This window comes from Mesorhizobium sp. WSM4808, assembly GCF_055811675.1.
Map to the genome: position 1 here is coordinate 301356 of NZ_JBVVQX010000003.1, position 25307 is coordinate 326662.

Annotated in this window: 25 protein-coding genes; 11 read left to right on the forward strand and 14 right to left on the reverse strand. The window is 63.7% G+C overall.

The genetic code is table 11. The features are described from left to right. Positions 1 to 51: 51 nt before the first annotated feature. Both AC0L2U_RS06750 and odc2 read right to left on the reverse strand, forming a co-directional pair. Positions 52 to 621 carry a GNAT family N-acetyltransferase gene (locus tag AC0L2U_RS06750; RefSeq protein ID WP_127270036.1) on the reverse strand — a complete coding sequence of 190 codons (570 nt, stop codon included), beginning with the start codon at positions 619 to 621 and terminating at the stop codon, positions 52 to 54. Between the two features lie 171 nt (positions 622 to 792). Further along, positions 793 to 1926: an ornithine/lysine decarboxylase gene (gene odc2, locus AC0L2U_RS06755; protein WP_127320768.1), complete on the reverse strand. Its 1134-nt coding sequence runs from the start codon at positions 1924 to 1926 to the stop codon at positions 793 to 795. Between the two features lie 540 nt (positions 1927 to 2466). Here odc2 and AC0L2U_RS06760 point away from each other — a divergent pair. The 4 genes from AC0L2U_RS06760 (at position 2467) to AC0L2U_RS06775 (ending at position 6521) form a co-directional block, all read left to right on the forward strand. After that, positions 2467 to 3663 (forward strand): amidase, encoded by a 1197-nt coding sequence (locus AC0L2U_RS06760; protein WP_128288431.1) that lies wholly within the window; start codon positions 2467 to 2469, stop codon positions 3661 to 3663. 2 nt (positions 3664 to 3665) lie between these two features. After that, positions 3666 to 4565: a LysR family transcriptional regulator gene (locus AC0L2U_RS06765; RefSeq protein ID WP_127272432.1), complete on the forward strand. Its 900-nt coding sequence runs from the start codon at positions 3666 to 3668 to the stop codon at positions 4563 to 4565. Between the two features lie 82 nt (positions 4566 to 4647). Next, complete coding sequence (locus AC0L2U_RS06770) at positions 4648 to 5316, forward strand: DUF1007 family protein (RefSeq protein WP_127809406.1); 669 nt, start codon at positions 4648 to 4650, stop codon at positions 5314 to 5316. After that, positions 5313 to 6521 carry a nickel/cobalt transporter gene (locus AC0L2U_RS06775; protein ID WP_127809405.1) on the forward strand — a complete coding sequence of 403 codons (1209 nt, stop codon included), beginning with the start codon at positions 5313 to 5315 and terminating at the stop codon, positions 6519 to 6521. The genes AC0L2U_RS06770 and AC0L2U_RS06775 overlap by 4 nt, the downstream gene beginning before the upstream one ends. A 23-nt stretch (positions 6522 to 6544) precedes the next feature. Here AC0L2U_RS06775 and denD read toward each other — a convergent pair whose 3' ends face one another. From denD to AC0L2U_RS06805, 6 genes are all read right to left on the reverse strand, one after another. Further along, the gene (gene denD / locus AC0L2U_RS06780) at positions 6545 to 7522 is read right to left on the reverse strand and encodes a D-erythronate dehydrogenase (RefSeq protein WP_128288432.1); all 978 of its coding nucleotides are present in this window, start codon (positions 7520 to 7522) and stop codon (positions 6545 to 6547) included. A 16-nt stretch (positions 7523 to 7538) separates the two neighbouring features. Then, a complete protein-coding gene (locus tag AC0L2U_RS06785; RefSeq protein ID WP_127415141.1) occupies positions 7539 to 7751 on the reverse strand; it encodes a hypothetical protein in 213 nt (70 codons plus the stop codon). Positions 7752 to 7844: 93 nt separating this feature from the next. Beyond that, positions 7845 to 8447, reverse strand: coding sequence for a zeta toxin family protein (locus AC0L2U_RS06790; RefSeq protein WP_473601610.1), 603 nt, complete (start codon positions 8445 to 8447; stop codon positions 7845 to 7847). Then, positions 8444 to 8764, reverse strand: coding sequence for a hypothetical protein (locus AC0L2U_RS06795; RefSeq protein ID WP_473601611.1), 321 nt, complete (start codon positions 8762 to 8764; stop codon positions 8444 to 8446). Before AC0L2U_RS06795 ends, AC0L2U_RS06790 begins: the two co-directional genes overlap by 4 nt. Positions 8765 to 8838: 74 nt before the next feature. Further along, positions 8839 to 9816: a cation diffusion facilitator family transporter gene (locus AC0L2U_RS06800; protein ID WP_128288433.1), complete on the reverse strand. Its 978-nt coding sequence runs from the start codon at positions 9814 to 9816 to the stop codon at positions 8839 to 8841. A gap of 10 nt (positions 9817 to 9826) precedes the next feature. Next, positions 9827 to 10513: a GNAT family N-acetyltransferase gene (locus AC0L2U_RS06805; protein WP_128288434.1), complete on the reverse strand. Its 687-nt coding sequence runs from the start codon at positions 10511 to 10513 to the stop codon at positions 9827 to 9829. Between the two features lie 83 nt (positions 10514 to 10596). Between AC0L2U_RS06805 and AC0L2U_RS06810 the strand changes: the two genes are divergently transcribed. Next, complete coding sequence (locus AC0L2U_RS06810; RefSeq protein ID WP_128288435.1) at positions 10597 to 11781, forward strand: pyridoxal phosphate-dependent aminotransferase; 1185 nt, start codon at positions 10597 to 10599, stop codon at positions 11779 to 11781. Between the two features lie 152 nt (positions 11782 to 11933). Further along, positions 11934 to 12299: a YciI family protein gene (locus AC0L2U_RS06815; protein WP_128288436.1), complete on the forward strand. Its 366-nt coding sequence runs from the start codon at positions 11934 to 11936 to the stop codon at positions 12297 to 12299. Here the strand turns inward: AC0L2U_RS06815 and AC0L2U_RS06820 are convergent, their stop codons facing one another. The 3 genes from AC0L2U_RS06820 to trhO all read right to left on the reverse strand — a co-directional run bounded on the left by AC0L2U_RS06820 (position 12300) and on the right by trhO (position 15090). Continuing rightward, positions 12300 to 13055 carry an SDR family oxidoreductase gene (locus tag AC0L2U_RS06820; RefSeq protein ID WP_128288437.1) on the reverse strand — a complete coding sequence of 252 codons (756 nt, stop codon included), beginning with the start codon at positions 13053 to 13055 and terminating at the stop codon, positions 12300 to 12302. A 259-nt stretch (positions 13056 to 13314) separates the two neighbouring features. Next, on the reverse strand, positions 13315 to 14052 hold the full coding sequence (locus tag AC0L2U_RS06825; protein WP_127809400.1) for a tellurite resistance TerB family protein: 738 nt from the start codon (positions 14050 to 14052) through the stop codon (positions 13315 to 13317). A gap of 117 nt (positions 14053 to 14169) precedes the next feature. After that, positions 14170 to 15090 (reverse strand): oxygen-dependent tRNA uridine(34) hydroxylase TrhO, encoded by a 921-nt coding sequence (gene trhO / locus AC0L2U_RS06830; RefSeq protein WP_473601613.1) that lies wholly within the window; start codon positions 15088 to 15090, stop codon positions 14170 to 14172. 285 nt (positions 15091 to 15375) lie between these two features. Here trhO and AC0L2U_RS06835 point away from each other — a divergent pair, with 285 nt between their 5' ends. Next, on the forward strand, positions 15376 to 16014 hold the full coding sequence (locus AC0L2U_RS06835) for a 2-dehydro-3-deoxy-phosphogluconate aldolase (RefSeq protein ID WP_256745494.1): 639 nt from the start codon (positions 15376 to 15378) through the stop codon (positions 16012 to 16014). Positions 16015 to 16086: 72 nt separating this feature from the next. On the opposite strand, the gene AC0L2U_RS06840 is transcribed toward AC0L2U_RS06835, so the two are convergent. The 3 genes from AC0L2U_RS06840 to AC0L2U_RS06850 all read right to left on the reverse strand — a co-directional run bounded on the left by AC0L2U_RS06840 (position 16087) and on the right by AC0L2U_RS06850 (position 20210). Next, positions 16087 to 16278, reverse strand: a complete 192-nt coding sequence (locus tag AC0L2U_RS06840; protein ID WP_127381652.1) for a hypothetical protein — start codon at positions 16276 to 16278, stop codon at positions 16087 to 16089. Between the two features lie 165 nt (positions 16279 to 16443). Beyond that, the gene (locus tag AC0L2U_RS06845) at positions 16444 to 18270 is read right to left on the reverse strand and encodes a peptidoglycan L,D-endopeptidase MepK (RefSeq protein WP_473601614.1); all 1827 of its coding nucleotides are present in this window, start codon (positions 18268 to 18270) and stop codon (positions 16444 to 16446) included. Between the two features lie 404 nt (positions 18271 to 18674). Continuing rightward, positions 18675 to 20210, reverse strand: a complete 1536-nt coding sequence (locus AC0L2U_RS06850) for a sigma-54-dependent transcriptional regulator (protein WP_127322720.1) — start codon at positions 20208 to 20210, stop codon at positions 18675 to 18677. 177 nt (positions 20211 to 20387) lie between these two features. Between AC0L2U_RS06850 and AC0L2U_RS06855 the strand changes: the two genes are divergently transcribed. The 4 genes from AC0L2U_RS06855 to AC0L2U_RS06870 all read left to right on the forward strand — a co-directional run bounded on the left by AC0L2U_RS06855 (position 20388) and on the right by AC0L2U_RS06870 (position 25300). Next, entirely contained in the window at positions 20388 to 22220 is a 1833-nt protein-coding gene (locus AC0L2U_RS06855) for a M3 family oligoendopeptidase (RefSeq protein ID WP_127809395.1), read from the forward strand. A gap of 361 nt (positions 22221 to 22581) precedes the next feature. Beyond that, complete coding sequence (locus AC0L2U_RS06860; protein WP_127809394.1) at positions 22582 to 23364, forward strand: proton-conducting membrane transporter; 783 nt, start codon at positions 22582 to 22584, stop codon at positions 23362 to 23364. A gap of 179 nt (positions 23365 to 23543) precedes the next feature. Continuing rightward, a complete protein-coding gene (locus AC0L2U_RS06865) occupies positions 23544 to 24689 on the forward strand; it encodes an aminodeoxychorismate synthase component I (RefSeq protein WP_127809393.1) in 1146 nt (381 codons plus the stop codon). Beyond that, entirely contained in the window at positions 24638 to 25300 is a 663-nt protein-coding gene (locus AC0L2U_RS06870; RefSeq protein ID WP_127809392.1) for an aminotransferase class IV family protein, read from the forward strand. The genes AC0L2U_RS06865 and AC0L2U_RS06870 overlap by 52 nt, the downstream gene beginning before the upstream one ends. The last annotated feature ends 7 nt before the right edge of the window (positions 25301 to 25307 follow it).

A 25307-nucleotide genomic window follows, 5' to 3' on the forward strand; every position in this document is an offset into this window, starting at 1 on the left:
AACGCCGCCTTTTCGGGCGGCGTTTTTGCATGAAATGCTGCCGGCTTCGTGTCAGGCCGCCGATATCAGTTCCTGCGCCTTCAGCTTGCGGCCGGCCGCCTTCAGCGTGCCGTGCACGCCGTCAAGCGCGCCTTCCACCAGTTCCAGCGCCAGCAGGCGGTGCCGCTCATAGGGTCCTGGCATGGCAAGTGAACCGGTCTTCTCGGCCGAGAAGCCGAAGCGCGCGTAATAGGGCGCATCGCCGACCAAAAGGATAGCGGCATGGCCGAGACGCGCCGCTTCGGCGATGGCATGGCGCATCAGCGCCGAGCCGATGCCGGCATTCTTGAGCGACGGGTCGACGGCAAGCGGGCCAAGCAGCAGCACGGCCGCACCGCCCTCGCCCAGCCTGACATCCCACAGCCGCACGGTGCCGGCCACGCCGCCCGAAGCATCGCGGGCGACGAAGGCCAGGCCTTCCGAGGGCCGCCGGCCACGCCGCAGCTTCTCCGACGACTTTTTCCTGCGCTTCGGCCCCATGGCCCGATCGAGCAACGCCTCGCGCGCCGCAACATCGGCGGCGGTTTCGGCGACCATCACAGAGGCCGGTGCGTGGCCCCCAATTTCAACTGGCATTTCCATTTCAACTGACATTTCCATTTCCGCAATCCCTGGCGAGCGGAGATCTGTTCCACAGGCGAGCCCGGGTGGACGACACGCGCCCACCGGGGATGATCTGATCGGCTCTCTCAGCGCATTTTTAGGCGAAGTTGTGTCCGGTTCGCCGTCCGAAAATGCGCTGAGGAAGCGCCGTCAGATCACGTAGGATCGGAGAGGCTCGAAGCCGTTGAAGGCGACCGCCGAGTAGGTGGTCGTGTAGGCGCCGGTGCCTTCGATCAGCACCTCGTCGCCGATGGTCAGCGACAAAGGCAGCGGATAGGGCGTCTTCTCGTACATCACGTCGGCCGAATCGCAGGTCGGGCCGGCGAGCACGCAAGGTGCGGTCTCCGTGCCGTCATGCGGCGTGACGATCGGGTAGCGGATCGCCTCGTCCATCGTCTCGGCAAGACCGCCGAACTTGCCGATGTCGAGGAACACCCAGCGCACATTGTCGTTGGCCGCTTTCTTCGAGATCAGCACGACTTCCGACTTGATGACGCCGGCATTGCCGACCATGCCACGGCCCGGCTCGATGATGGTCTCGGGAAGCGCATTGCCGAAATGCTTGCGCAGCGCCGAGAAGATCGCCTGGCCATAGGCCTGGGCGGCTGGCACGTCACGCAGATAGCGCGTCGGGAAACCACCGCCCATATTGACCATCTTCAAGACGATGCCTTCCTCGGCGAGCGTCGCGAACACCACCTTGGCGTCGGCCAGCGCACGGTCCCAGGCGGTCAGGTCGGTCTGCTGCGAGCCGACATGGAACGACACGCCATAGGCGTCGAGGCCGAGCCCCTTGGCATGGCGCAGCACGTCGACGGCCATCGCTGGCACGCAGCCGAACTTGCGCGACAGCGGCCATTCAGCGCCCTCGCCATCGGTCAGCACGCGGCAGAACACGCGCGCGCCTGGAGCGACGCGGGCGATCTTCTCGACCTCTTCGACGCAATCGACGGCGAACAGGCGGATGCCGAGCTGGTAGGCGCGTGCGATGTCACGCTCCTTCTTGATGGTGTTGCCGAAGGAGATGCGGTCCGCCGGCGCGCCGGCGTCCATCGCCATCTCGACTTCGGCAACGGAAGCGGTGTCGAAGGACGAGCCCATCGCAGCAAGCAGGCGCAGGATTTCCGGTGCCGGGTTTGCTTTCACCGCATAGTAGATCTTGGAATCGGGCAGCGCCTTCTCGAAGGCGCGGAAATTGTCGCGCACGACATCGAGGTCGACGACGAGGCAGGGGCCGGACGGACGTCGGGTGGCGAGGAAGTCAAGGATGCGCTGGGTGGCCATCGGGGTCTCTCCATCAGCGCCTTTCGGCGCGCAATAAGGCTGCGGGACGCGGGCTGTCAGCCTCGCGAACACGCGGTGGACAAAGGCGGGACGGATATCCATGGAACCAGCCGGTGGAGACCCCGGAACCATGAAGCGCCGTCTCGCGGCGGTGAACCTTGGCCTTGCCCGGCCTTGGTTCGCTTTGTCTGCCTTGGCTTGGATGGGAGACCCGTCCGCACTGCCGGCAATGAAGGTGTGCCTCTTCAGTAACCCCGGTTTTTGGACAACCGGCAGAACACCAGAAAGGCCCGCACCGTCGTTGCTTCAAGGTGTCCTCGGGCTGGCGGTTGGCCGCTAGACCGACTGGAGGGGTTGGCTCCAGTTACCTTACCGATTTCCCTCACCATTCGAGGATCGGCGGACACCCACAGGCACGTGCGACTTTGGGCAAGCGCGATATAAGGGCGAAGACTTTCACAATCAATAAAAATCGTATCGCAGGTTGTAAAATTTCTGGCGTCGAACAATGTTGCGGCAACCGTATCCGGATATCGAACGATGACAGGCACGCACGGCCCTCTCAACGCCTTTCTCGATCTTCGCCGGATGCCGGTGGCACATGCCCAGCTAGGCCCGCTGGCCGGCCTGCGGCTGGCCGTCAAGGACATCTACGACGTCGCCGGCTACCGCACCGGTTGCGGCAATTTGCAAAAATTCGCCGAAAGCCACGCGGCCTCGCGCACCGCACCCGCCGTGCAGATGATCCTCGATGCCGGCGCACGCTTCGTCGGCAAGACGCAGACCGACGAGCTTGCCTTCGCGCTGTTCGGCCAGAATGCGCATTTCTCGTTTCCGGTGAACCCGGCGGCACCCGACCGCGTCACCGGCGGCTCCTCATCGGGGTCGGCGGCGGCGGTGGCGGGCAGGCTGGCCGATATCGCCACCGGCTCAGACACCGGCGGCTCGATCCGCGCCCCGGCGAGCTTTTGCGGACTGATCGGGCTGCGCACCACGCATGGCCGCATTCCGCTCGACGGCACGATGAAGCTGGCGCCGAGCCTCGACACGTTCGGCTGGTTCGCCGACGACATCGAGACCTACGAGACCGTCGGCAAGCTGCTGCTCGGCCGCGATCCGCACCAGCACGTGTTGGACCGGCCGCTGGCGCTGGATTGGCTGGATGGATTGGTCGCCCGCCCGGCGCTGGCCGAATATGGTGAAATGAAGGGGCTGGCGGGCGCGGTCTTCGGCGTGCCGGCGACGCCGGCAATCCGCTTCTCCTCATCTCCCGATGAACTCTATTGGTGCTTTCGCCGGGTGCAGGCCAGGGAGGCCTGGGCGGTGCATGGCGAATGGATCACCAGCGGCGAGCGCGGCCTCGGCCCCGGTGTCGAGGAGCGTTTCGGCTTTGGCCGTGCCGTCGATGACAGGACAGCCCAGGCCGAGAAGGTGCGACGTCTGACCTTTCGCGGCGAACTGAACGCCCTGCTCGGCAGGAACGGCTTCCTTGTCCTGCCGACCGTGCCTGGTCCGGCGCCTTACGTGGACAGCACGCCGGAGCAGTTCCAGGCCTATCGCGAACGGGCGCTCCAACTTCTGTGCCTGGCCGGCCTGTCCGGTTTTCCACAGATCACACTGCCGGTCGGCTCGGTCGCCGGCGCCCCGTTCGGCCTGTCGCTGCTTGGCCCTTCCGGCAGCGACATTGCCCTGATACGGCTCGGCCGGAAACTTCTCGACGCGGCACGAAAGGCCTGACCATGGACACACTGACGCGCATGCGTGCCTTCATCGACGTGGTCGAGGCCGAGGGCTTTTCGGCGGCGGCGCGCAAGATCGGCCGTTCCAAGGCCTTGCTGTCGAAATATGTGCGCGAGCTGGAGGACGAACTCGGCGCTTTGCTGCTCAACCGCACCACGCGCCAGTTCTCGATGACCGAGGCCGGCCACACCTATTACCGGCGCGCCTCGGAGATCGTGCGCGAGGTCGACAGCCTAGCCGACGCGGTGCGTGAATCCTCCGGCGACGTGCGCGGCCGGATCAAGCTGTCGGCGCCGCGCACCTTCGCCGACGCGCCGATCGGCCAGTCGCTGATCGACTTCGCCAAGCAGCATCCCGACATCGTGCTCGACATCCAGCTCGACGACCGCTTCGTCGATCTGGTCGAGGAGGGCTTCGATCTTGCGGTGCGCATCTCGCGGCTGGAGAACTCGTCGCTGATCGCCAGGCGGCTGGCGCCGTTTTCGATAAAGCTCTGCGCCTCCCCCGAACTGATCGCCAGGCATGGCATGCCGACAAGGCCGCAGGATCTCAGCCGCATGCCTTGCATCGTCGACACCAATGGCCGCGGACTGAACAACTGGCCGTTCAAGGGCGACAATGGCGATCCGGTGAGCGTTTCGGTGTCTGGTCCGGTCGAGGTCAACAGCCCGATGACGGCGAGAGCCGCGGCCGTGGCGGGCCTCGGATTTACCGTCCTGCCGGATTTCATCGCCGCGCCCGACCTCGCGAGCGGCCGGCTGGTGGCGGTGATGGATGACCGTATCCTGTCGGGCGGCGGCATCTTCGCCGTCTACCCGCACCGCCGCTATCTGCCGGCGAAAGTCCGCGTCTTCGTCGACTTTTTGGTGCAGTGGTTCAGGACGCGCGAGGCTGGCTGACCGGCGTCGATAGTCTCATGGTCCCAATTTCGCCCCCTTTCTGGTAACTCTCGGCAACTCTTCCGAGGCCTATGGACCGAGAATGCACCTGAAACGGCACGCAATCATGCTGGCTTCGGCCTTGGCGGCTACTTTTGCCGCCACTGGACCGGCTTACGTGCATCCGCATGTCTTCGCCGAGGCCCGCCTCGATGTGATTCTCTCCCCGGATCACCAAAGCGTGAAGGCTCTGCGTCATCTCTGGCGCTTCGACGATCTGTTTTCCTCGACCGTGATGATGGAGTTCGACAAGAACTCCGACCTGAAGCTCGACGACAAGGAGCTGAAGGAGGTCGCCGACACCGTTCATGCCTCGCTGGCCGAGTTCAATTACTTCCAGCTCGTCACCGTTGACGGCAAGGACGTGGCGATGACGCCGCCGCCGCATCTGATGGCCAATTTCGACAACGATCAGCTGATCATCCTTTTCGAGTCCGAACCGAAGGTGCCGATCAAGCTCCACGGCAAGATCGATATCGGCGTCTACGATCCGACATTCTACACGGCGATCGACTTCACCGAGGACTCCAACATCACGGTTGAAGGCCTGCCCTCGAACTGCACCAGCAAGGTGGTCCGTCCGGATCCGGACGAGGCTATCAAGGAAAACCAGAAGACCCTCACCGATGCCTTTTTCAACGATCCGACCGGCACCGATATGAGCAAGATCTTCGCCACCAAGCTCGAACTGACCTGTCAGCCAGAAGGATGAAGCCGGTGACGAAACCGTCCCTGCGTTTGGCATTCGGCCTGTTGGCCCTCACTGTCGCCATGATGCATTTCGCCGACGCCGCTCATGCCCAGAGTTCGCTCGGCATCGGCGTCAATGACGGCATGGCGCCCACCACCGGCCCGTTCGCCCATATCCTGATGTGGATCAATCTCAGGCAGCAGGAATTCTACCGCGCGCTGGCAACGGCGATGAAGGCGATGCGCCAGGACGGCAGCAAGATCTGGATACTCGTCGGCCTGTCCTTCGCCTACGGTATTTTCCATGCCGCCGGCCCCGGCCACGGCAAGGCGGTGATCTCGTCCTACATGGTGGCCAATGAGGTGGCGTTGCGGCGCGGCATCCTCTTGTCCTTCGTCTCGGCGCTGCTGCAGGGCCTGACCGCGATCGCGGTGATGGGGGTCGCCTATTTCGTCCTGCGCGGCACCTCCGTCTCGATGACGGACGCGGCCTGGTTCATGGAGATCATGAGCTTTGTCTTCGTCACCCTGTTCGGCGCCTGGCTGCTGTGGCGCAAACTCGGCCCCGCCGTCCTGCGTCTGTTCGGCAAGGGCCCGGCCTACAGCCTGTCGGCGGCTCATGCCGGCCATTCTCACGCCGGTCATTCTCATGGGGGTCATTCTCATGGGGGCCATTCGCACGGCGCGCATTCGCATGCCGGTCACTCCCATGCAGCTCACAGCCATTCGGCGCATGCTCATTCGCACGCGCTACACGCGCATGACCATGTGCACGGCCCTTCGCACGATCATCACGATCATGCCAAACACGATCACGCTCATCACGATCACGCGGCCGGCGAAGTCTGCGATACCTGCGGCCATTCGCACGCACCCGATCCGGCGCTGCTGTCGGGCGACCGCTTCGACTGGCGCACGGCGTGGACGGCGGTGGCGGCGGTCGGCATCCGCCCCTGCTCCGGCGCCCTGATCGTGCTGAGCTTCGCCCTGCTCAACGGGCTCTGGCTCGGCGGCCTGCTGTCGGTGCTGGCGATGTCGCTTGGCACGGCCATCACCGTTTCGGCACTGGCGACACTGGCGGTGACCGCCAAGAACTGGGCGGTGTATTTCGCCGGCGACGGCCGCATGGGCAACCGCATCCACTCGATCGTCGAGATCGGCGGCGCGGCGTTTGTGTTCCTGTTCGGACTGCTGCTGCTGTCGGCGAGTTTGGCGAGCGGCGGATAGGCCGGCGCCACGAGGTTCGGAGTTTAACCCGCGATCTTGCCGCCTAGCTCATCCTCGATGTGAGCGCGGATGATCTCGTCAAAACTCTTTTCGGCGCTGAAGCCGAGCTCCTGTGACCGCTTTGCCTCGAAGCGCGTCGGCCAGCCCTTGACGATCGCCCAGATCGTGTCATCCGGAACCTCGCGGATCAGGCTTACCGCCTTCGGCCCGGCGATGCGTTCCAGCGCCTCGATCTGCTCGCCGACGGTGACGGCGACGCCAGGCATCGTCAGATTGCGGCGTGGCCCGACAGCGCTGCCGTCGATCCCTGCCGCATGGATCAGGAAGTTCACCGCCGAGCGCGGGCTGGCATGCGTGTGCACGACCGAGCGCGGCACCGGCAGGATCGCTTCGTGGCCGCTCAACGGCTCGCGGATGATGCCGGAGAAGAAGCCGGACGCCGCCTTGTTCGGCTTGCCCGGCCGCACGCAGATCGTCGGCAGCCGGATGCCGATACCGTCGAAGAAGCCGCGCCTGGTATAGTCGGCCAGCAGCGCTTCGCTCATCTGCTTCTGGGTGCCGTAGGAGGTCAGCGGCGTCGGATGGAAGTCGTCGGGAATGACATCCGGAAACGGCGCGCCGAACACCGCGATCGACGAGGTGAAGACGACGCGCGGCGCAAAGCCCGCCAGCCGGATGGCATCGAACAAGGCCCGCGTGCCATCGAGATTGACGCGGTAGCCGAGATCGAAATTCGCTTCCGCCTCGCCCGACACGATGCCGGCAAGATGGAACACGACGTCGGGGCGCGATGCGACCAGGCGCTCAGCGGCCCCTGCTTCGGCGAGATCGCCAGTGTGCAGCGTGACGCTGACGCCATCCAGGCTCGGGGCCTGTGGCGGCACGATATCGTGTAAATCAAGCGCCGTGATCTTGCGGCCGCGCAGCGTGCCGTCCTTGGCCAGCCGGGCGATGAGCTTGCGGCCGACCATACCCGCGGCGCCAGTGATCAGAATGCGCATATCGAAAATCCCTTGCCTATTTACCCTGATTTTTACGCTGGTTGCGGGCCCGCAACCAGAACACCGAGAAGAACGCCAGCACGAAGACGATGCCAAAGGCGCCGGCCAGCACGGTCGAAAAGCTGCCCAGTGCCAGCATCACGGTCGGCAGGTAGTAGGCGCCGATACCGAACAGCAGCATGATCCACACTGCAGCGATAAGAGCGTTCCTGGTGTCGCGGTCCATCACCACTTTGCCCCGGTGTGGCCAGGATCAGCCGCGTGCGGATTCAATGCCATGAAATTCCTATGCCCGTGAGAGTAGCGTTGATGCGGCACCGCATCATCCGCCTTGCGACGCTGCATGCCCGTCAATCTCAAAGATGGCCTTTTCAAGATAGCCAGGAATGCGGTTTGCCTGGTGGATAATTTGACCATTTTTGACGCGTGCGATCAGACGAAAATTTCTCGACCCGTTATCGCGGATGATCAACTCGTCGACCAGTGGCGAGACACGCGCAAGATTATCCATCACCTTATCGAAGCGCCTGGCAATGTCCTCGGCCGGAATACTATGGCCACCTTCCAACACGCGGTCGGCAACACGCGCGGCCGATAGAGCAGCACTTCCAATCCCAATGAACTCCATTTTCACAATAAAACCCGCCGCCCTGGCTGCTTCCATGTCTCGCATGGCCTGTTGACCGGAGAAGGTGGTTTCCACCGTAAATGACTTGCCTTGCTCGATGTGCTCTTTAATCATCTGGCGTGCCGCCCTGCCCACGGTCATGCCGGTGGATTCCGGTGCTTTAAGTCGTATCTGTTTTGCAATTGCGTCGGGATCAATCCGCGTTCCCACGCTGTTTTTTCCAGCAAATGTAGTTTTGCCCGATCCATTGGGACCGGCAACAACAAGGAATACCGGTTTGCCGGTCGGCGGGCTCAACGCAGCGCGTCTGGAAGAGGCTTAACCGTGTCGACTCGCCACGCCTTCTTATTGGCCAACCATTCAATTTTTAGGAGACATCGTTTGCCATCCGGAAATTCGCGAACGATATGGTCCGCTGGTGTATTCGCGTCGCCATAGCTGATCGGAAAACCGGCTTCGAGCCGGTCGAGAGCCGCCTGGCCATAGCCATTTGCCGTGAGTTTGACACGATTGAGCTTGACCGGCTTCAACCGGTCCAACGTCGTGACAAGGTCCTTGGTCACCTCGACCTGCTTGGGAACACTTGCCTTATTTTTTAGTTCCGCATGCGACATCCGTTTTCCCCGTATTCATCTGGAAGTATAGCGCGCCGCCATTCTTCCGTCGACAATGCCGTGAAATTCCTGCGTCAGTGGAAATGGCCAGGATGCTGAAGCGCTTCGCGTTGGTGCCCGTGCTCGTCGCCATCGTCGGCGCACTGGCCGAATTCCGGTTCCACGGTGGCATGGCTGATGCCGTGCTCGCTGGCAAGCCGCTTCTTGACGGCACTCACCGCCTGATGCGCATCGACGCCCTCGTCGAGACAGGCATGCAGCGTCGCCATGTTGCTGGTCCCATCAAGCGACCAGACATGCATATGGTGCACTTCGCGCACTCCCTGGACGGTCGCCTCGAGATCCCTGGCGATCAGATCGCGGTCGAGGCTTGGCGGCACGCCCTCGAGCAGGACATGGGCGGCTTCGCGCATCAGCGACCACGCCGTGTAGAGGATCAGCAGTGAAACCAGGACCGACAGGATCGGGTCGATCGGCGTCCAGCCGGTCGCCAGGATGACCAGCGCCGCCGCGATGGCCGCCGCCGAGCCGAGCAGGTCGCCAAGCACATGCAGGATGGCGCCGCGCATGTTCAGGCTTTCGCGGTCGCCGCCATGCAGCACGAAGAACGCGCCGATGTTCACCAACAGGCCGAGGATCGCCACCACCAGCATCGGCCCGCCAAGCACCGGTGCCGGCGCCTGCAGGCGCCCCCAGGCCTCGTAGACGATCCACAGCGCGATGACGAAGATGGCGATGCCGTTGGTATAGGCCACCAGCGTCTTGACCCGGCCGAAGCCATAGGTGAGGCGAATGGTCGCCGGGCGGCCAGCCAGATGGAAGGCATACCAGGCAAGGCCGAGCGCGATCGAGTCGGCGAGCATGTGGCCGGCATCGGCCAGCAGCGCCAGCGAGCCGGTGAGGATGCCGCCAAGCGCTTCGGCGACCATGAAGCCGCCGGTCAGGCAGGCTGCGATCAGAACGCGTTTCTTATCGGTCGAGCCATGCACATGGCCGGGCCCATGATCGTGCCCAATGTGATCGTGCCCGCTGTGATCGTGGGTATGTGCCAATGGCGAACTCCTAAGCGCCGAATTCCGCGCGACAATCCTCGAGCCGTCGCTTCTGCTGGCCGTCGCCATCGAAATTGCCCGGATCGAGCCACGCCTCGTAGGCACTGCGCAGCGCGGGCCACTCCTTGTCGATGATCGAATACCACGCAGTGTCGCGGTTTTCACCCTTGACGATCAGATGCTGGCGGAAAATGCCTTCGAACTTGAAGCCGAACCGTTCGGCGGCCCGCTTCGATGGCTCGTTGCGGTTGTTGCACTTCCATTCGTAGCGGCGGTAGCCGAGCTCGTCGAAGATGTATTTCATGAACAGGAACTGCGCTTCGGTTGCTCCCGGCTTGCGCGAGATAAGCGGCCCCCAATAGATGTTGCCGATCTCGATGACGCCGTACGCCGTGTCGATGCGCATCAGCGTCTGGCGCCCGGCGACCTTGCCGCTGGCCTTGTCGATGACGGTGAAGAACAGCGGATCCTCGCTGGCCTCGACCTTGTCCAGCCATGGCTGGAAGGCGGCGCGGGTCTCCGGCGGATAATCGGGCAACCAGGCGAAGCGGCCGTCGATGTCGGACACGGAGGACGCTTCATAGAGGCCATCGCCATGTTTTGCAGCACTCAGCGGTTCGAGCCGGACAGTGCTTCCGTCGATGGTCTTGCGTTCGGGCCGCGGGCGCGGTTGCCAATCCCTGAGATTTTCCGACACCGAAAGCTCCAATCCGTTTGACTTTTGCCAGCCGAAGCTCACAAAAACGCGACCCAACAGCAAGAACCACACGGACGGGAAAAATGCTCCACACGATTTCGGCCTTCGACCGCCTTGGCGAGGAAAACGCCTTTGCCGTGCTCGCGAGGGCCACAGCACTTGCCCAACAAGGCCGCGACATCGTCAATCTCGGCATCGGCCAGCCCGACTTCAAGACGCCGCAGCACATCGTCGAGGCGGCGATCAAGGCGCTGCGCGACGGCCATCACGGCTACACGCCGGCCAATGGCCTGCTGGCGACGCGCGAGGCGGTGGTGCGCCGCACGCTGACCACAACCGGTGTCGAAGTATCGCCCGAAACGGTAATGATCCTGCCCGGTGGCAAGCCAACCATGTTCGCCGCGATCCTGATGTTCGGCGAACCTGGCGCCGAAATCCTCTATCCCGATCCGGGCTTCCCCATCTATCGCTCGATGATCGAGTTCACCGGTGCAGCCCCTATTCCCGTGCCGATGCGCGAGGAAAACGGCTTTGCCTTCTCCGCCGAGGAGACGCTGGCGCTGATCACTTCGAAGACCAGGCTGCTGATCCTCAACTCGCCCGCCAATCCGACCGGCGGTGTGACGCCCCGTGCCGAGATCGAGAAACTGGTCAAGGGGCTGGAGGCGCATCCGCAGGTCGCCATCCTTTCCGACGAGATCTACGACGTCATGACCTATGATGGCGAGACGCATTGCTCGCTGCTCGACTTTCCCGAAATCCGTGACCGGCTGATCGTGCTCAATGGCTGGTCGAAAACCTGGGCGATGACCGGCTGGCGCATGGGCTGGTCGATCTGGCCGAATGGCGACAAGGGCGCCCATCTCTACGACAAGGTGCGCAAGCTGGCGGTCAACTGCTGGTCCTGCGTCAACGCGCCGAGCCAGTTCGCCGGCATCGCCGCAATCGACGGCCCGCAGGACGATGTCGCCAATATGATGCGCGCCTTCGACCGCCGCCGGAAGATCGTCGTCGAGGGGCTGAATGCCCTGCCCAACATGTCCTGCATCACGCCCAAAGGCGCGTTCTACGCTTTCCCCAACGTCTCGAAGACCGGCTGGAAAGCCAAGAAACTCGCCTCGGCGCTGCTCGACGAGGCCGGCGTGGCGCTGATCGGCGGTCCCGATTTCGGCATTCTCGGCGAAGGCTATATCAGGCTCTCCTACGCCAATTCCGAGGAGAACATCTTGCGGGCGCTGGAACGGATCGGGGCCTTCCTGGCGAAGTAAGCCTGAAAGCGGCCCGCTGTCCTCTTCCGGACAATTTGCGGCTGTGGCATGACGGTGTCATGAGCCGTCCGGAGGCGCGCGGCCAAGACTGGGCGTGCATGTCGAGAACGGCTACGGTCCTCGGATCAGGATCGAAGTGGGGGTGACATCGGATGTTCTATGCAATCCTTGCCTATCATGTGGAAGACGCAATCAAGGCGCTGACGCCGCAGGAAGATACGGCGCTGATGGCTGACTTGCTCAAGATCCATGAAGGGTTCTATGCCGACGGCAGCCTTGGCCCGTCGGCGCGGCTTGGCGCGACACAATCGGCCTGCACCTTGCGCGACGGCATGATCGTCGACGGCCCCTTCGCCGAAACCAAGGAACAGCTTCTCGGCCTCTATGTCGTCGACTGCCCGACGCGGGACGATGCCATCGCTATCGCGCGCGACTTTCGTCGCGTCAATCCGACCGCCGTCTACGAGATCCGTCCTATCGCGCTCTATCTGCCCGGCACAGAGCTACTGGGAGAATGACTACCCACGCCCGACAAACGGCATCTTGGTCGCCATGACGGTCATGAACAGCACGTTGGCGTCGAGCGGCAGGCTGGCCATGTGGACGACGGCGTCGGCGACGCGCTGAACATCCATCACCGCTTCGGCTGATATGGAGCCGTTGGCCTGCGGCACGCCGACCGTCATCGGCTGCGCCATATCGGTCAGCGCATTGCCGATGTCGATCTGGCCGCAGGCGATGTCATAGGGCCGGCCGTCGAGCGCCAGCGTCTTGGTCAGTCCTGTGATGGCATGCTTGGTCGCCGTGTAGGGCACCGAGCCCGGGCGTGGCGCATAGGCCGACACCGAACCGTTGTTGATGATGCGGCCACCCATCGGCTTCTGCTTGCGCATGGCGCCAAAGGCGGCACGGGCACACAGGAACGAACCGGTGAGATTGACGCCGACGATATCGTTCCACACTTCGACCGGTATCTCGTCGATCGGCGTCGATTTGTAGCCCATGCCGGCATTGTTGAAGAGCAGGTCGACACGGCCGAAGGCCGCCGCCACGGTCTCGAACAGATCGTCGACCTCGCCTGCCTTGCTGATATCGCAGGCTACCGCCAAGGCCTTGGCGTCGTTGCGGCCGGCCTCGGCGACCGCAGCGTCCAGCACCGACTTGCGGCGCCCGCAAAATACCGTGTTCCAGCCGTTCTTGAGCAGCGCCGTGGCGACGCTCTTGCCGATGCCCGTGCCGGCCCCGGTGACGATGGCGGTTCTTTGCTCGGTCATGGCTGTTGTCCTCCGGCAGCGCTGCGCTTGCTCGACTGATTTTCAGGGGTTTGGCTCGAAAAAGGAAGGCATCGCAAATGACGGCGGAGATGGCAAGCGTGTCCATCCGATCGGGCCGACAAAAAGGGCGGCCATTGGCGACCGCCCCTGATCTGAACCGGGCTTGGGAGGAGGAAAAGCCGATCCGACTGTGTTGAATGATGCGCTTGCTGGGTTAACGAGAGGTTAACCCGGAAAGCGCCTCCTGTGCCGTTTTGGCCTACCAGCGCGGATTGGGTGAAGTTCCTGCCTTGGCCGGCACCTTGGCCGCCGAAACCGTTGCCTCGACATGGTCGACCAGCGCGTCCGGCAGGCCGAGCCGGCCGGCAAGCAGGTCGAGATAGCCACGCTCGGCGCGGGTGTCGGGATCGATGGTCAGGCGCGACGCCGTGTAGAGTTCGAGCTTCTGCGCATCGGTCTTGGCGCCGGCGACCAGCGTGTCGAGGTCGAGCGGGCTTGCCAGCTCCGCCATCAGGAACTTTTCAGCATCGGAGTCTATGCCGGCCAGGCTGAGCTTGCCGGCGATCTTCTGGCGCTCTTCATCGTCGATATGGCCATCGGCTTTTGCCGCCGAGATCATCGCCCGTATCAGGGTCAGCGTGAATTCGTCCTCGCCTTGCGGCGCCTGCGACGGGTGGAAGGCGGTGTCCTTGGGCGGCGGCAGCAATTCCGGTTCGCCGGCCGCCGGTGCTTCGGCGGGTGCGTTGCCGGCCTTGTAGTTCTGGTAGGCCTTGTAGGCGAGGCCGCCGATGGCAGCCAGTCCGCCAAGCTTCACCGCGGCGCCCGTCACGTTACGACCGGCACCAGTTCCAAGCAGCACGGCGGCCAGTGCGCCGGCGGCCAGCGGATTGTCCTTGGCCATCTGCACGGCCTGCCCCGCCTTGTCGCGGACGGTGCCGCTGGTGCCGGGGATTTGCGAGCCGAGCAGATCGTCGAGAAGCTTCTTGGGATCGAACATTCAGTGCCTCCAGGATTTGCCCGGCCGAACGGGCAGGTTTCGAACGTCGAAGACGTAGGTCCCGAAACTTGACATTGCAATGACAGGCGGCCGCTTTGCAGCAGCTCGATGCCTGGATCAGGAGCCGATATGCGGCTCTCTGCCCCGCGCCTGCGCAAGCTCGACCTGGCGCTGGCGCTCGGCATAACGCTGGCGGTCCTCGTTCGAACGCGCATCGAAACAATGAGGGCAGGAAATACCGGCGGCGAATTTGGGCGACGTCAGGTCGCCCGGTGTCAGCGGGTGGCGGCAGGCGCGGCACAGTTCCGCTTCGCCCTCGGCGAGGCCGTGCGACACCGAAACGCGCTCGTCGAAGACGAAGCACTCGCCTTGCCAGAGGCTCTGTTCGGCGGGGACCTCTTCGAGGTATTTGAGGATGCCACCCTTGAGATGGAAGACATCCTCGAGGCCGAGCGATTTGACATAGGCGGTTGCCTTCTCGCAGCGAATACCGCCGGTGCAGAACATCGCCACCTTGCGGCCTTCGAGCTCCGCCCGGTGCGCCTCCACCCAGGCCGGGAACTCGCGAAAGCTTGCGGTGGCCGGGTCGATCGCACCCCTGAATGTGCCGATCGACACCTCGTAGGCGTTGCGCGTGTCGATGATGACAGTGTCGGGCTGCGAAATCAGCGCGTTCCAGTCGGCCGGCGCGACATAGGTGCCGGCACTTTTCGAAGGATCGATGTCATCGACACCCATGGTGACGATCTCGCGCTTCAGCCGCACCTTCATGCGGTGGAACGGCATGTCCGCGGCTGCGCTGTACTTGACCTCGAGGCCCGCCAACCCTTCGATGGCTTCGAGATACAAGATCAGTTCGGCAATTGCCGCCTCGCTGCCGGCGACGGTGCCGTTGATGCCTTCATGCGCCAGCAGCAGCGTGCCCTTGATGCCGCGCCCGCAGCAGAAGGCGGCGAGCGGCGCGCGCAGTTCCTCGAAAGCGTCGAGCCGGGCAAACCGGTAGAGCGCTGCGACGCGGAAGGGTGGAAGTGATGTCATTGCCGAAGCCACTAGACGCTCACGAAAGCCTATTCAAGGCAAAGCAGGCATCCTGTTCGGAGGTCACGGGCGCAAATCTGCACCATGGGCGAATTTATACCATAGCTGAGATCAGCGAGTCAAGAAAAAATTCCTATCCTGAGAAGGCAGTCGCACCGCCGGGCTGGCAGCCGCACTAAACTTGGCGGGCATGGGCGACGCGTGACATCGCGACACGGCCGGTTTCGTGGACAGGAAAACGGCCTTCTGCTAATCGGTTGAATTGCCCACGCCACGGAGAGACACATGCCCAGCAAGACCGAAAAACTCCTGTCGCTCCTCAACGGCCAGCCGGTCATCCCGGTGCTGAAGATCTCTGATATCGCCAATGCCGTGCCGCTGGCGCGCGCGCTGGCGCGCGGCGGCCTGCCGGCAATCGAGATCACGCTGAGGACCGCCGATGCGCTGGAAGCGATCCGGCGGGTCGCTGGGGAAGTCGAGGACGCCATCGTCGGCGCCGGCACCATTCTCGATGCCAGGCAGTTCGAAGAGGCGGCTGCCGCGGGCTCGCGCTTCATCGTCAGCCCCGGCATCACCCGCGAGCTTCTGTCGGCAGCCGCCGGCAGCGATGTTCCGTTGCTGCCCGGCGCCATCACGCCCGGCGAGATCATGGCTGCACGGGAAGCCGGCTTGCGCTTCCTGAAATTCTTCCCGGCCGAGCAGTCGGGCGGCATCGCTTCGCTGAAAGCCTTTGCCTCGCCGCTCGCCGATGTGAAATTCTGCCCGACCGGCGGCATCTCGGCCAAGAACGCGGCCGACTATCTCAGCCTGCCCAACGTGGTCTGCGTCGGCGGCTCCTGGGTGGCGCCCGACGACCTCGTCAAGGCCGGCAAGTGGGACGAGATCGAAGCCCTGGCGCGCGCCGCGAGCAAGCTTGCGAAATAAGGCCTCGGCCACGCATGAAGAAACCCGGCCGACTCGCGTCGACCGGGTTTGCCAAATCGGCTCCGAAGCTGATCAGCTGCAGACCCGGACCTTTTCAACCACCCTGTGGTGATGCTTCCAGCTTGTGACCACCTTGGTCCGGCAGTGCTTCTTCATGTGCATATGGTCATGAGTTTTGACGACAACGGTCTCGGCCTGCGTAGGGGCGATGGCCGCCGAAGCGGTTGCCAATGCGATGACCGATGCCAATAGGATGTTCTTCATGGATCTCCCCGGGTTTGAACGAACCTATGTTAACCCAGGGAATAGGCCGACCGTTCCGGCTTCACGAGAAGTTCAGCCGAGCGTGACCGTGCAGGCTGGCCCGGTTCGCTGAACAGCAAAAAGCCGCGCTGGTTGCCCGGCGCGGCTTTGCCGATTGATCTGCCGTCATTTGGTCTGGAAGCGGGCTACCGACATGAACTTGACGGCGTTGCCGGTGAAGCGGTTGGCATCGGCCACCTGGCTGCTCGGCTGGAAGCCGGCCGTGTAGACCTCGCTCGGCGGCGTGTGCACGATGCTGTAGGCGTAGCCCGGCGCCGTCGTCGCGCTTGAAACGGTGGCGACATGCTCGCCGCTGGTCAATGCCCAGCGGGCGGCCTGCGGTGCGGCTGCAACCACCATGGCCTTGGGGCCTGGCTTCAGGTCGCGGGCGGTGGCTCTCGATTCCTTGCGGGTCGTCTTGACGCCGGCGCCGATCGCGGCGGCCGGATCGGAACCGACCGGGCGGGCAACGACAGCATCGCGCGGCGATGCGGCGTTGGTGCCCGGATCGTTGAACGCCGAACGCGGCTCGGATCCGGACAAGGAAGCAAGCTGGTAATCGGCCGCACCGACCTGGGCATTGGCTTGGTCGAGCACGGCCTTGACCGCATCCGGCCTGGCCATCTCGGGCCGCGCCGTCGGCAGCACCGAGAACGCATCGGTCGCGGTCTTGCTTTGATCGGCCGTCTCGGCCAGCGCCATCAGCACATCCTTGCTGGGCGGCGCAGCCAAAGCGGCCGGCAGCGAATTGTCGGGACGCCATGTCGGCAACGGTATGTTGTTGACCGCGACCTGGGCCGGATTAGCCGAAGCCGTTGCATCGGCCACGCCGAAAGGAACGCTCGCCGGCGCATGCGCGGTCGCCACGGCCTGCTCGGTGGTGGCTGTCGCCTCCGCCATCGCAAAAGGAACATTCTCAGGCTGCTGAGCGCCGACATCGGCTTTCGGCCGCGGTGCGAAATCCGGCAGCGGAACGCTTCGGGCCGGCAATGCGGCGATGATCGTCTCCGGCGTGTCCTCTTCCGGCTCCGGAGCCTGCTGCTCGGCCACCTGCGGAATCTCGGCGCGCCGCGCATTCTCCGGCGCCACGATGGCAATGCCCGGGAGGTTGCTGGTCTTGGCTGCCGCTGCCGGCTTCAGGTTTCTCGCTTTGGGCGGAGGGGCGGCCGAAGCGGTCTGGACATCGGCGCTGTCGTCGGCCTCGTCGTCGCCGCCGCCACCGAAGAAAGCCGACAGGAAGCCACCTGATTTCTTGCCGCTGCCGCCGGCGCTGGCCATCTCGGTGGCCGGCGAGCCTGAACCCTTGCGCGCCTTGTAGGAGGCGAGCGCCTGCTCAAAGCCGGGCAGCGGCCTGCCGTCGCTCGGCACATGCAGCGTCTTGCCGTTGGGGAACAGGCTGACCAGTTCCTGCCGGCTGATACCGGGCCAATGGCGCACATTGCCGACATCCATGTGGACGAACGGCGAACCAGATGACGGATAGTAGCCGACGCCGCCGCCCTGCATCTTGAGACCGATGTTGCGCAGCTTCTTCAGCGGCACGCCGGGGATGTAGAAATCCATCGCCTTGCCGAGCATATGCTGGCTCTTCTCGGCGACGCCCCTGCTGCGGCCGCGCAGCATCGAGTTCGTCGACGGCGAGCGATAGCCGCAGATGACCTGGATGTAGTCCGTGGCGCCGGCTTCCCGATACGCTTCCCAGACCAGATCCAGCAGGCGCGGATCCATCTTGGTCGGCTCGTTGCGACGCCAGTCGCGCAAAATGATGTTGATCTTCCTGAGACCCTCGGGAACGTAGCGGCCGTTGCGCTTGTAGACGATCTCGGCCTTCTCGTGGGTGTGGAGATGATAAAGCTTCAGCGACCGTGTTTCGGCGCTGGCTCCGCTCGCAGCCGCGGCAACAAAACCAAAAGCGACAACCAACACTGCCAGCCACTTCGGCCAGACGCTCAAATGATGGTGCCGCCTGTTTGTGTGTCGTTCGATTCTGTTCAAATCAAAAGGCCTTGCAGGCTGCCGTTTGTCCCCGGATTTGTCCAAACGGATGTGGCATTACCACACCCGAATATCGATCCTAATGGTTAATCATCGCTTATTGAAGCCGAAATGCGGTAACACCGTGGCGATATCCCGTCAAAAATTGTTCACAAGGTTTCTTGGTAAACCGCTGGTTTAGATCAGATTTCCGCCTTCGGCCCGAACACGATCTGTTACCGTTAGCCTTAATGCGTGAACAGAGCTGTCCATGACACAGCCACAATGCCGCCGAAACGGCGATACAAGGCCTGCTGTGGCATTGCAAGCTGGCGTCGGCCTTTGTGGCAAGCCGGATTCCGAAGCTCAGCCCGGCATCGCCCTTAGGAGGCGAGCCGGTCTACGCGGCCCGTCTCCGGATCGATGCCGTGTTCCTTGAGCTTGCGATAGAGCGTCGAGCGACCGATCCCGAGTCGGCGGGCGACTTCGCTCATCTGTCCGTTGTAGTGATCGATGGCAAGCTTGATCATCTCGAGTTCGACATCGGCCAGTGCCCGCACATTGCCGCGCTCGTCGAGCGCCCGCAACGTGCCGAAGCGAGGCTGCAGCCTTGCCGGCGGATCGAACGCGATTGCTGGGCCGCCCTCGCCGGGCAAGGCTTCGTCATCGCGCTCCTGCAAAGACTGCGAGGGCGCCGGCGCATCGCCGTCCATATCCAGGTTGACGGTGCCTTCCACTTGCGCCCGTATCTGCGGGAAGTCCTCGGCGGAAAGCACATCGCCTTCGCAAAGCACCGAGGCCCGGAAGACGGCATTTTCGAGCTGCCGGATGTTTCCAGGCCAGTCATAGGCTTGCAGCACGGCGAGCGCTGCCGCCGAAATACCCTGCAGGCGACGGTGCGGGTCGGCCGGCGCCACCTTCTCCATGAAATGGGTGACCAGATAGGGGATGTCGTCGCGGCGGTCGCGCAGCGGCGGCACGAAGATCGGGTAGACGTTCAGCCGATAGAACAGATCCTCGCGGAACTTGCCGTCCTTGACCTGCTGCAGGAGGTTGCGGTGCGTCGCCGAAATCAGCCTGATGTCGACCCTGACGGTCGATCGTCCGCCGACCGGATCGACCTCGCCGTCCTGGACCGCGCGCAACAGCTTGACCTGCACGTCGAGCGGCAGGTCGCCGATCTCGTCGAGGAACAGTGTGCCCGAATGCGCTTCGACGAACTTGCCCGTGTGCTTGTCGGTGGCGCCGGTGAACGAGCCCTTCTCATGGCCGAACAGGATCGATTCGACCAGATTGTCGGGGATGGCGCCGCAATTGACGGTGACGAAGGGTTTCGAGCGGCGGTCGCCACTGCCCTGGATGGCGCGCGCTACCAGTTCCTTGCCGACGCCGGACTCGCCCTCGATCAGGATCGGGATGTTGGATGCCGCCGCTTTCTGGCCAAGGCGGATCACCCTGTCCATGGCCGGGCTGTGCGTGATCATGTCCTTGAAGGTCAGGAGGCCGCCGCGCCGGCGCGACGTGCGCTTGACCTCGCCCTCGACGGCCTCGACCTTGAGCGCATTGCCGATCGACGCCTGCAGCCTGTCGGGAGACGCCGGCTTGACGACGAAATCGAAGGCGCCATGACGCATCGCCGAAACCACGGTCTCGATGCCGCCCTGCGCGGTCTGCACGATGGCCGGCACGTGGATATCGCGCTCGCGCATCGCCTTCAGCACGCCGATACCGTCGAGACCGGGCATGACCAGATCGAGGATGACCACCGACACCTCGCGGGCGCCGGGTCCATCGAGGATATCGAGAGCGGCCGCGCCGCCGTCGACGACGATTGCGCTGTAGCCGAACCGCGTCACCGCCGCTTCGAGCAGCCGGCGTTGCACCGGATCGTCATCGACTATGAGTATGGAACCTGTCATGACTGATACGACTATGCCCGCCCGAGGAATCCTGCCCTGTGGACCATCTTGGCACAGGGTTCTAAATAAGGTTTCAAAAAACCCGGTGAATGAATTCCTTAGGATTTGACCGGCTTCTCGTTTCCCCTCGAACCTTGGCCACGGAAGGTGTCGGCAATGCATAAGGATTCTGGGCACATGGGTTCCGCACGGCGGCTGGCGGCGCCGGCGTCCGGTCAGGGCGCGGCCGAGCTGGGCGACCTGCCGGAATGGAACCTTGCCGACCTCTATGCCGGCATGGACGCGCCAGAACTGAAGCGCGACATCGCCAAGGCCGCCACTGACGCGGTCAGCTTCGAAAGCCGCTGGAAGGGCACGCTGGCCGCCGAGGCCGAGCGCGGCAGCGCCGGCAGGCTGGGCGAGGCGCTCGTCGCCTACGAAGCGCTGGAGGAACTGATCGGCCGCATCGTCTCCTATGCGGGTCTGGTTTATGCCGGAAACACCGCCGATCCCCAGCGCGCCAAGCTCTATGGCGACGTCCAGGAGAAGATGACCGACGCCAGCGCGCACCTTCTGTTCTTCGCGCTCGAACTCAACCTGATCGACGATGCGTCGATCGAAGGCGCGCTCGCCGGCGATCCCGCCTTCGGTCACTACCGGCCATGGGTGCTCGATCTGCGCAAGGACAAGCCCTACCAGCTTGAGGACCGCGTCGAGCAACTCTTCCACGAAAAGTCGATCACCGGGCGCGGCGCCTGGAACCGCCTGTTCGACGAGACGATGACCGACCTTCGCTTCGACATCGACGGCGAGGAACTGACGCTGGAGCCGGCGCTGAACCGTTTGCAGGACGCCGACGGCGAGGTGCGCCGCCGGGCGTCCGAGGCGCTGGCCACGACCTTCCGCAAAAATTTGCGCACCTTCACGCTGATCACCAACACGCTGGCCAAGGACAAGGAAATATCCGACCGCTGGCGCGGCTTCGAGGACATCGCCGATTCACGCCATCTCGCCAACCGCGTCGAGCGCAGCGTGGTGGACGCCCTGGCTTCCGCCGTTCGCGATGCCTATCCGCGCCTGTCGCACCGCTATTACGCGATGAAGGCACGCTGGCTCGGCATGGAGGTGATGAACCACTGGGACCGCAACGCGCCGTTGCCGGATACGCCCCAGGCGATCATCGGCTGGGACGAGGCCAGGAACACCGTGCTGTCCGCCTATCAGCGCTTTTCGCCCGACATGGCCGAGATCGCGCGAACCTTCTTCGACCGCAACTGGATCGACGCGCCGGTGCGGCCCGGCAAGTCGCCTGGCGCCTTCGCGCATCCGACCGTGCCGTCGGCGCATCCCTATGTCCTGCTCAACTACATGGGCAAGCCGCGCGATGTGATGACGCTGGCGCACGAGCTTGGCCATGGGGTGCATCAGGTGCTGGCCGGCGGCCAGGGCGCACTGATGGCCTCGACGCCGCTGACGCTGGCCGAGACGGCATCGGTCTTCGGCGAGATGCTGACCTTCCGCTCGCTGCTCGACCAGACCACCGACCGGCGCGAGCGCAAGGCCATGCTCGCCCAGAAGGTCGAGGACATGATCAACACGGTCGTGCGCCAGATTGCCTTCTATGAATTCGAGCGCAAGGTGCATGCCGAACGCAAGAACGGCGAACTGACCTCCGACAGGCTCGGCCAGTTCTGGCTCGAAGTGCAGGCCGAAAGTCTGGGTCCCGCGATCAAGCTGCGCGAAGGCTACGAGGTGTTCTGGACCTACATCCCGCACTTCATCCATTCGCCCTTTTATGTCTATGCCTATGCTTTCGGCGACTGTCTGGTGAACTCGCTCTACGCGGTCTATCAGAACGCCGAACGCGGCTTTCAGGACAAGTATTTCGAAATGCTGCGCGCCGGCGGCACCAAACATCATTCCGAGCTTCTGGCGCCCTTCGGGCTCGACGCCACCGATCCCGCCTTCTGGCAGATCGGACTTGGCGTCGTCAGCGGCCTGATCGACGAGCTGGAAGCGCTCGACGCTTGAAACGCGTCCCTCAGGCATCGCTCTAACAGTTTAGCCGGAATGCATGTTGGGACAGCTCTACTATCACCCTAAATATCTGTTCTTGAAGTACTCTCCACCGAAGTTTTCCGATAGCTTTCCACAAGCTCTATGATAGCCTTCGCTCCAAGCTCAGCCGGAGCGCATGCGGATCGGCGAGGAGAAATCTCAGCCGGCCGTGTCGCTCAGGCGAACGCGACAACGGCCGTTGGCCATGGGCAAGCAAAGCCGATCGCCGCAGCTCGAACCGAAGCCGGCTGTTCTGCTTACCGCGGAACCACCAAGAGTAGTCCTTCGCCGAAGGTCATGACCCACGGCAGACGGATCTGACTGGAGAGAGACAATGGGCACTTTTTTCTACGTGGTCCTGGCGTTCCTGATAGGCGTGTTGGTCGGCTGGTTCCTTTGGGGGCGCCTGCGCGGTGAACTCGACAGCTTGCGCGGCGACCTAGACCGCACACGCAGCGAACGCGACAGGCTGCGCACCGACGGCGACCGCCTGACCGGCGAACTCGATGCATGCGGCAAGACCCGCGCCGACCTCGAGCGCCGGCTGCGTGAAGCGTCGGCCGCACCTGCCGCCGGAAGCAGCGCGGCAAAGCCGGCAAGCCAGGCGCCGGCGGCCCTGATGTCGACCCCCGCGACAGCCAAATCCGCCGCCACAAAGCCGGCGCCGGCCAAACCGGCCGCTGCGAAAGCGGTCCCTGGCAAGGCGGTCCCTGCCAAGCCGGCGGCGAAACCCGCCGCCACCAAAACCTCGGCTCCAGCCAAATCCGCGACGAGCAAACCTGCAACGAGCAAACCTGCAACAGCCAAGTCTGCAACAACCAAGTCTGCAACAGCCAAGCCAGCAGCCGGCCCAGCATCCGGAAAGCCCGACAATCTGCGCCGGCTGATCGGTATCGGTCCGGTCAACGAGAAGCTGCTCAAGGCGCAAGGCGTCACCAGCTTCGCGCAGATCGCGTCCTGGACCGCGGCCGATATCAAACGGATCGAGGACGTCATGAATTTCGACGGCCGCATCGCGCGCGAACGCTGGATCGAGCAGGCCAAGCTGATCGCAGCCGGCAACGAGAAGGAATTCGCCAAGCAGTTTCCAACAGCCGGAACCTCCAGCAACAGCTGATCGCCAGGCGAGACCTGAAGATTGCAAGCGGCGGCGCCATATCGGCGCCGCCGTTTTCTCTTGGTTCCTGAGTTGGCCCAAACGTCGGCTTTAAGAGGCAGCGTGCCGTTCCCTCGATTGCGCGCGGGCGGCACCCCATATAGAGCGGTTGATGCTTCATAGACCGCAGCACGAGTCCCATGTCCCTGCCCGCCGCAATTTTTCGCAATGACAAAAGCGCGCGCCAGCTCGTTTTCGACCGGCCGGCCGATGTCATCGTGGCGCACGAAGCAGGGGATTTCGGGCCGGCTCTGGAAGCAGCACAAGCCGCGCATGATGCAGGCAAATGGCTTGCCGGCTATTTCTCGTATGAGGCGGGCTACCTGCTCGAACCCAAGCTCGTTCCCCTGCTGCCGAACGGACGCCGCGCCCCACTCGTGTGCCTTGGGGTTTTCGATGCCCCGGTCGAAGAGGCGGTGCCGCCGCGCGACACCACGGCGACCAACGGCCCGATCTTCGACGCCCGTGCGACGTGGTCGCCCGAGGATTATGAAAAACGCTTCTCGCGGCTGCACCAGCACATCCGGCAAGGTGATTGCTACCAGGGCAATTTGACCTTTCCCGTGCATGCGCAATGGTCAGGCGAGCCGCTGGCCGCCTTCGATGCATTGACGGAACGTCAGCCGGTGAAATATGGCGCGCTGATCGCGCTCGGTGAACCCATCGTGCTGTCGCGCTCGCCCGAACTGTTCTTCGAGATCGACGCCGAGGGCATGATCGAGACGCATCCGATGAAGGGCACGGCGCCGCGCGGCGCGACCAAGGCCGAAGACGAGCGGCAGAAGATCTTCCTGCGCAATGACGAAAAGAACCAGGCCGAAAACCGGATGATCGTCGATCTCCTGCGCAACGATATCTCGCTGATCAGCGAGGTCGGCACGCTGGACGTGCCGGCGCTGTTCCGCATCGAGACTTACCCTACCGTGCACCAGATGGTGAGCGACGTCAGGGCCAGACTGCTGCCGGGTCTCTCTATCCGCCAGATCTTCGCGGCGCTGTTTCCTTGCGGTTCGATCACCGGCGCGCCTAAGATCCGGGCCATGGAGATCCTGCGCGACCTGGAAGGCACGCCCCGCGATGCCTATTGCGGCGCCATAGGCTGGATCGCGCCCGGCGGCCCGATGCGCTTTTCCGTGGCGATCCGCACCATCTCGCTCTTTTCGGGCGGCGAGGCCGTCTACAATGTCGGAGGCGGCGTCGTCTTCGATTCGACGGCGCAGGAGGAGTATCAGGAGTGTCTGCTGAAAGCGCGCTTCGCGACGGGAACACCGCCGACTTTCAGTTGATCGAGACCATGCGCTGGGAACCCGGCCCGGGCTTCCTGCGCTTCGATCGCCATCTTGCGCGCCTCTATGGCTCGGCGGCGGAGCTCGGCTTCCACTGTGATCCAGGCACGGTCGGCGAGGCACTGAGCACCGCGGTCAGCGGTTCCGGCGTTGCCATGCGCACGCGGCTCGTCCTGTCGCACGATGGTGAGGTGACGGCCTCGGCGCAACCTTATGAACCGCTCGCCGCCGACAAGGTCTGGATGCTGCGGCTGGCGCGGACGAAGCTCGATTCGCACGACACGCTGCTGCGCCACAAGACTAGCCGGCGACAGCTCTACACGCGTGCCCGCGCCGAACACCTCATCACCCAGGCCGACGAGGTGCTTATGGCCAACCAGCGCGGCGAGATCTGTGAAGGCACGATCACCAATGTCTTTGCCGATCTCGGCGACGGCGTGCTGGCCACGCCCCGGCTCGACTGCGGCCTGCTGCCTGGTGTATTGCGCGCGCAGCTTCTGGATGAAGGCCGCGCCCGCGAAGCGATCTACAGCTTGGACGATCTGAAATCCGCCAAGTCCCTGTTCGTCGGCAATTCGCTGCGCGGACTGATCCCCGCAAGACTGACCTGAAACAGGA

Excerpts from the sequence above, each read along its gene's own strand:
- AC0L2U_RS06750 (WP_127270036.1), bottom strand. The coding sequence starts at position 621 with ATGGAAATGCCAGTTGAAATTGGGGGCCACGCACCGGCCTCTGTGATG.
- odc2 (WP_127320768.1), bottom strand. The coding sequence starts at position 1,926 with ATGGCCACCCAGCGCATCCTTGACTTCCTCGCCACCCGACGTCCGTCC.
- AC0L2U_RS06760 (WP_128288431.1), top strand. The coding sequence starts at position 2,467 with ATGACAGGCACGCACGGCCCTCTCAACGCCTTTCTCGATCTTCGCCGG.
- AC0L2U_RS06765 (WP_127272432.1), top strand. The coding sequence starts at position 3,666 with ATGGACACACTGACGCGCATGCGTGCCTTCATCGACGTGGTCGAGGCC.
- AC0L2U_RS06770 (WP_127809406.1), top strand. The coding sequence starts at position 4,648 with ATGCACCTGAAACGGCACGCAATCATGCTGGCTTCGGCCTTGGCGGCT.
- AC0L2U_RS06775 (WP_127809405.1), top strand. The coding sequence starts at position 5,313 with ATGAAGCCGGTGACGAAACCGTCCCTGCGTTTGGCATTCGGCCTGTTG.
- denD (WP_128288432.1), bottom strand. The coding sequence starts at position 7,522 with ATGCGCATTCTGATCACTGGCGCCGCGGGTATGGTCGGCCGCAAGCTC.
- AC0L2U_RS06795 (WP_473601611.1), bottom strand. The coding sequence starts at position 8,764 with ATGTCGCATGCGGAACTAAAAAATAAGGCAAGTGTTCCCAAGCAGGTC.
- AC0L2U_RS06810 (WP_128288435.1), top strand. The coding sequence starts at position 10,597 with ATGCTCCACACGATTTCGGCCTTCGACCGCCTTGGCGAGGAAAACGCC.
- AC0L2U_RS06815 (WP_128288436.1), top strand. The coding sequence starts at position 11,934 with ATGTTCTATGCAATCCTTGCCTATCATGTGGAAGACGCAATCAAGGCG.
- AC0L2U_RS06820 (WP_128288437.1), bottom strand. The coding sequence starts at position 13,055 with ATGACCGAGCAAAGAACCGCCATCGTCACCGGGGCCGGCACGGGCATC.
- AC0L2U_RS06825 (WP_127809400.1), bottom strand. The coding sequence starts at position 14,052 with ATGTTCGATCCCAAGAAGCTTCTCGACGATCTGCTCGGCTCGCAAATC.
- trhO (WP_473601613.1), bottom strand. The coding sequence starts at position 15,090 with ATGACATCACTTCCACCCTTCCGCGTCGCAGCGCTCTACCGGTTTGCC.
- AC0L2U_RS06835 (WP_256745494.1), top strand. The coding sequence starts at position 15,376 with ATGCCCAGCAAGACCGAAAAACTCCTGTCGCTCCTCAACGGCCAGCCG.
- AC0L2U_RS06840 (WP_127381652.1), bottom strand. The coding sequence starts at position 16,278 with ATGAAGAACATCCTATTGGCATCGGTCATCGCATTGGCAACCGCTTCG.
- AC0L2U_RS06850 (WP_127322720.1), bottom strand. The coding sequence starts at position 20,210 with ATGACAGGTTCCATACTCATAGTCGATGACGATCCGGTGCAACGCCGG.
- AC0L2U_RS06855 (WP_127809395.1), top strand. The coding sequence starts at position 20,388 with ATGGGTTCCGCACGGCGGCTGGCGGCGCCGGCGTCCGGTCAGGGCGCG.
- AC0L2U_RS06860 (WP_127809394.1), top strand. The coding sequence starts at position 22,582 with ATGGGCACTTTTTTCTACGTGGTCCTGGCGTTCCTGATAGGCGTGTTG.
- AC0L2U_RS06865 (WP_127809393.1), top strand. The coding sequence starts at position 23,544 with ATGTCCCTGCCCGCCGCAATTTTTCGCAATGACAAAAGCGCGCGCCAG.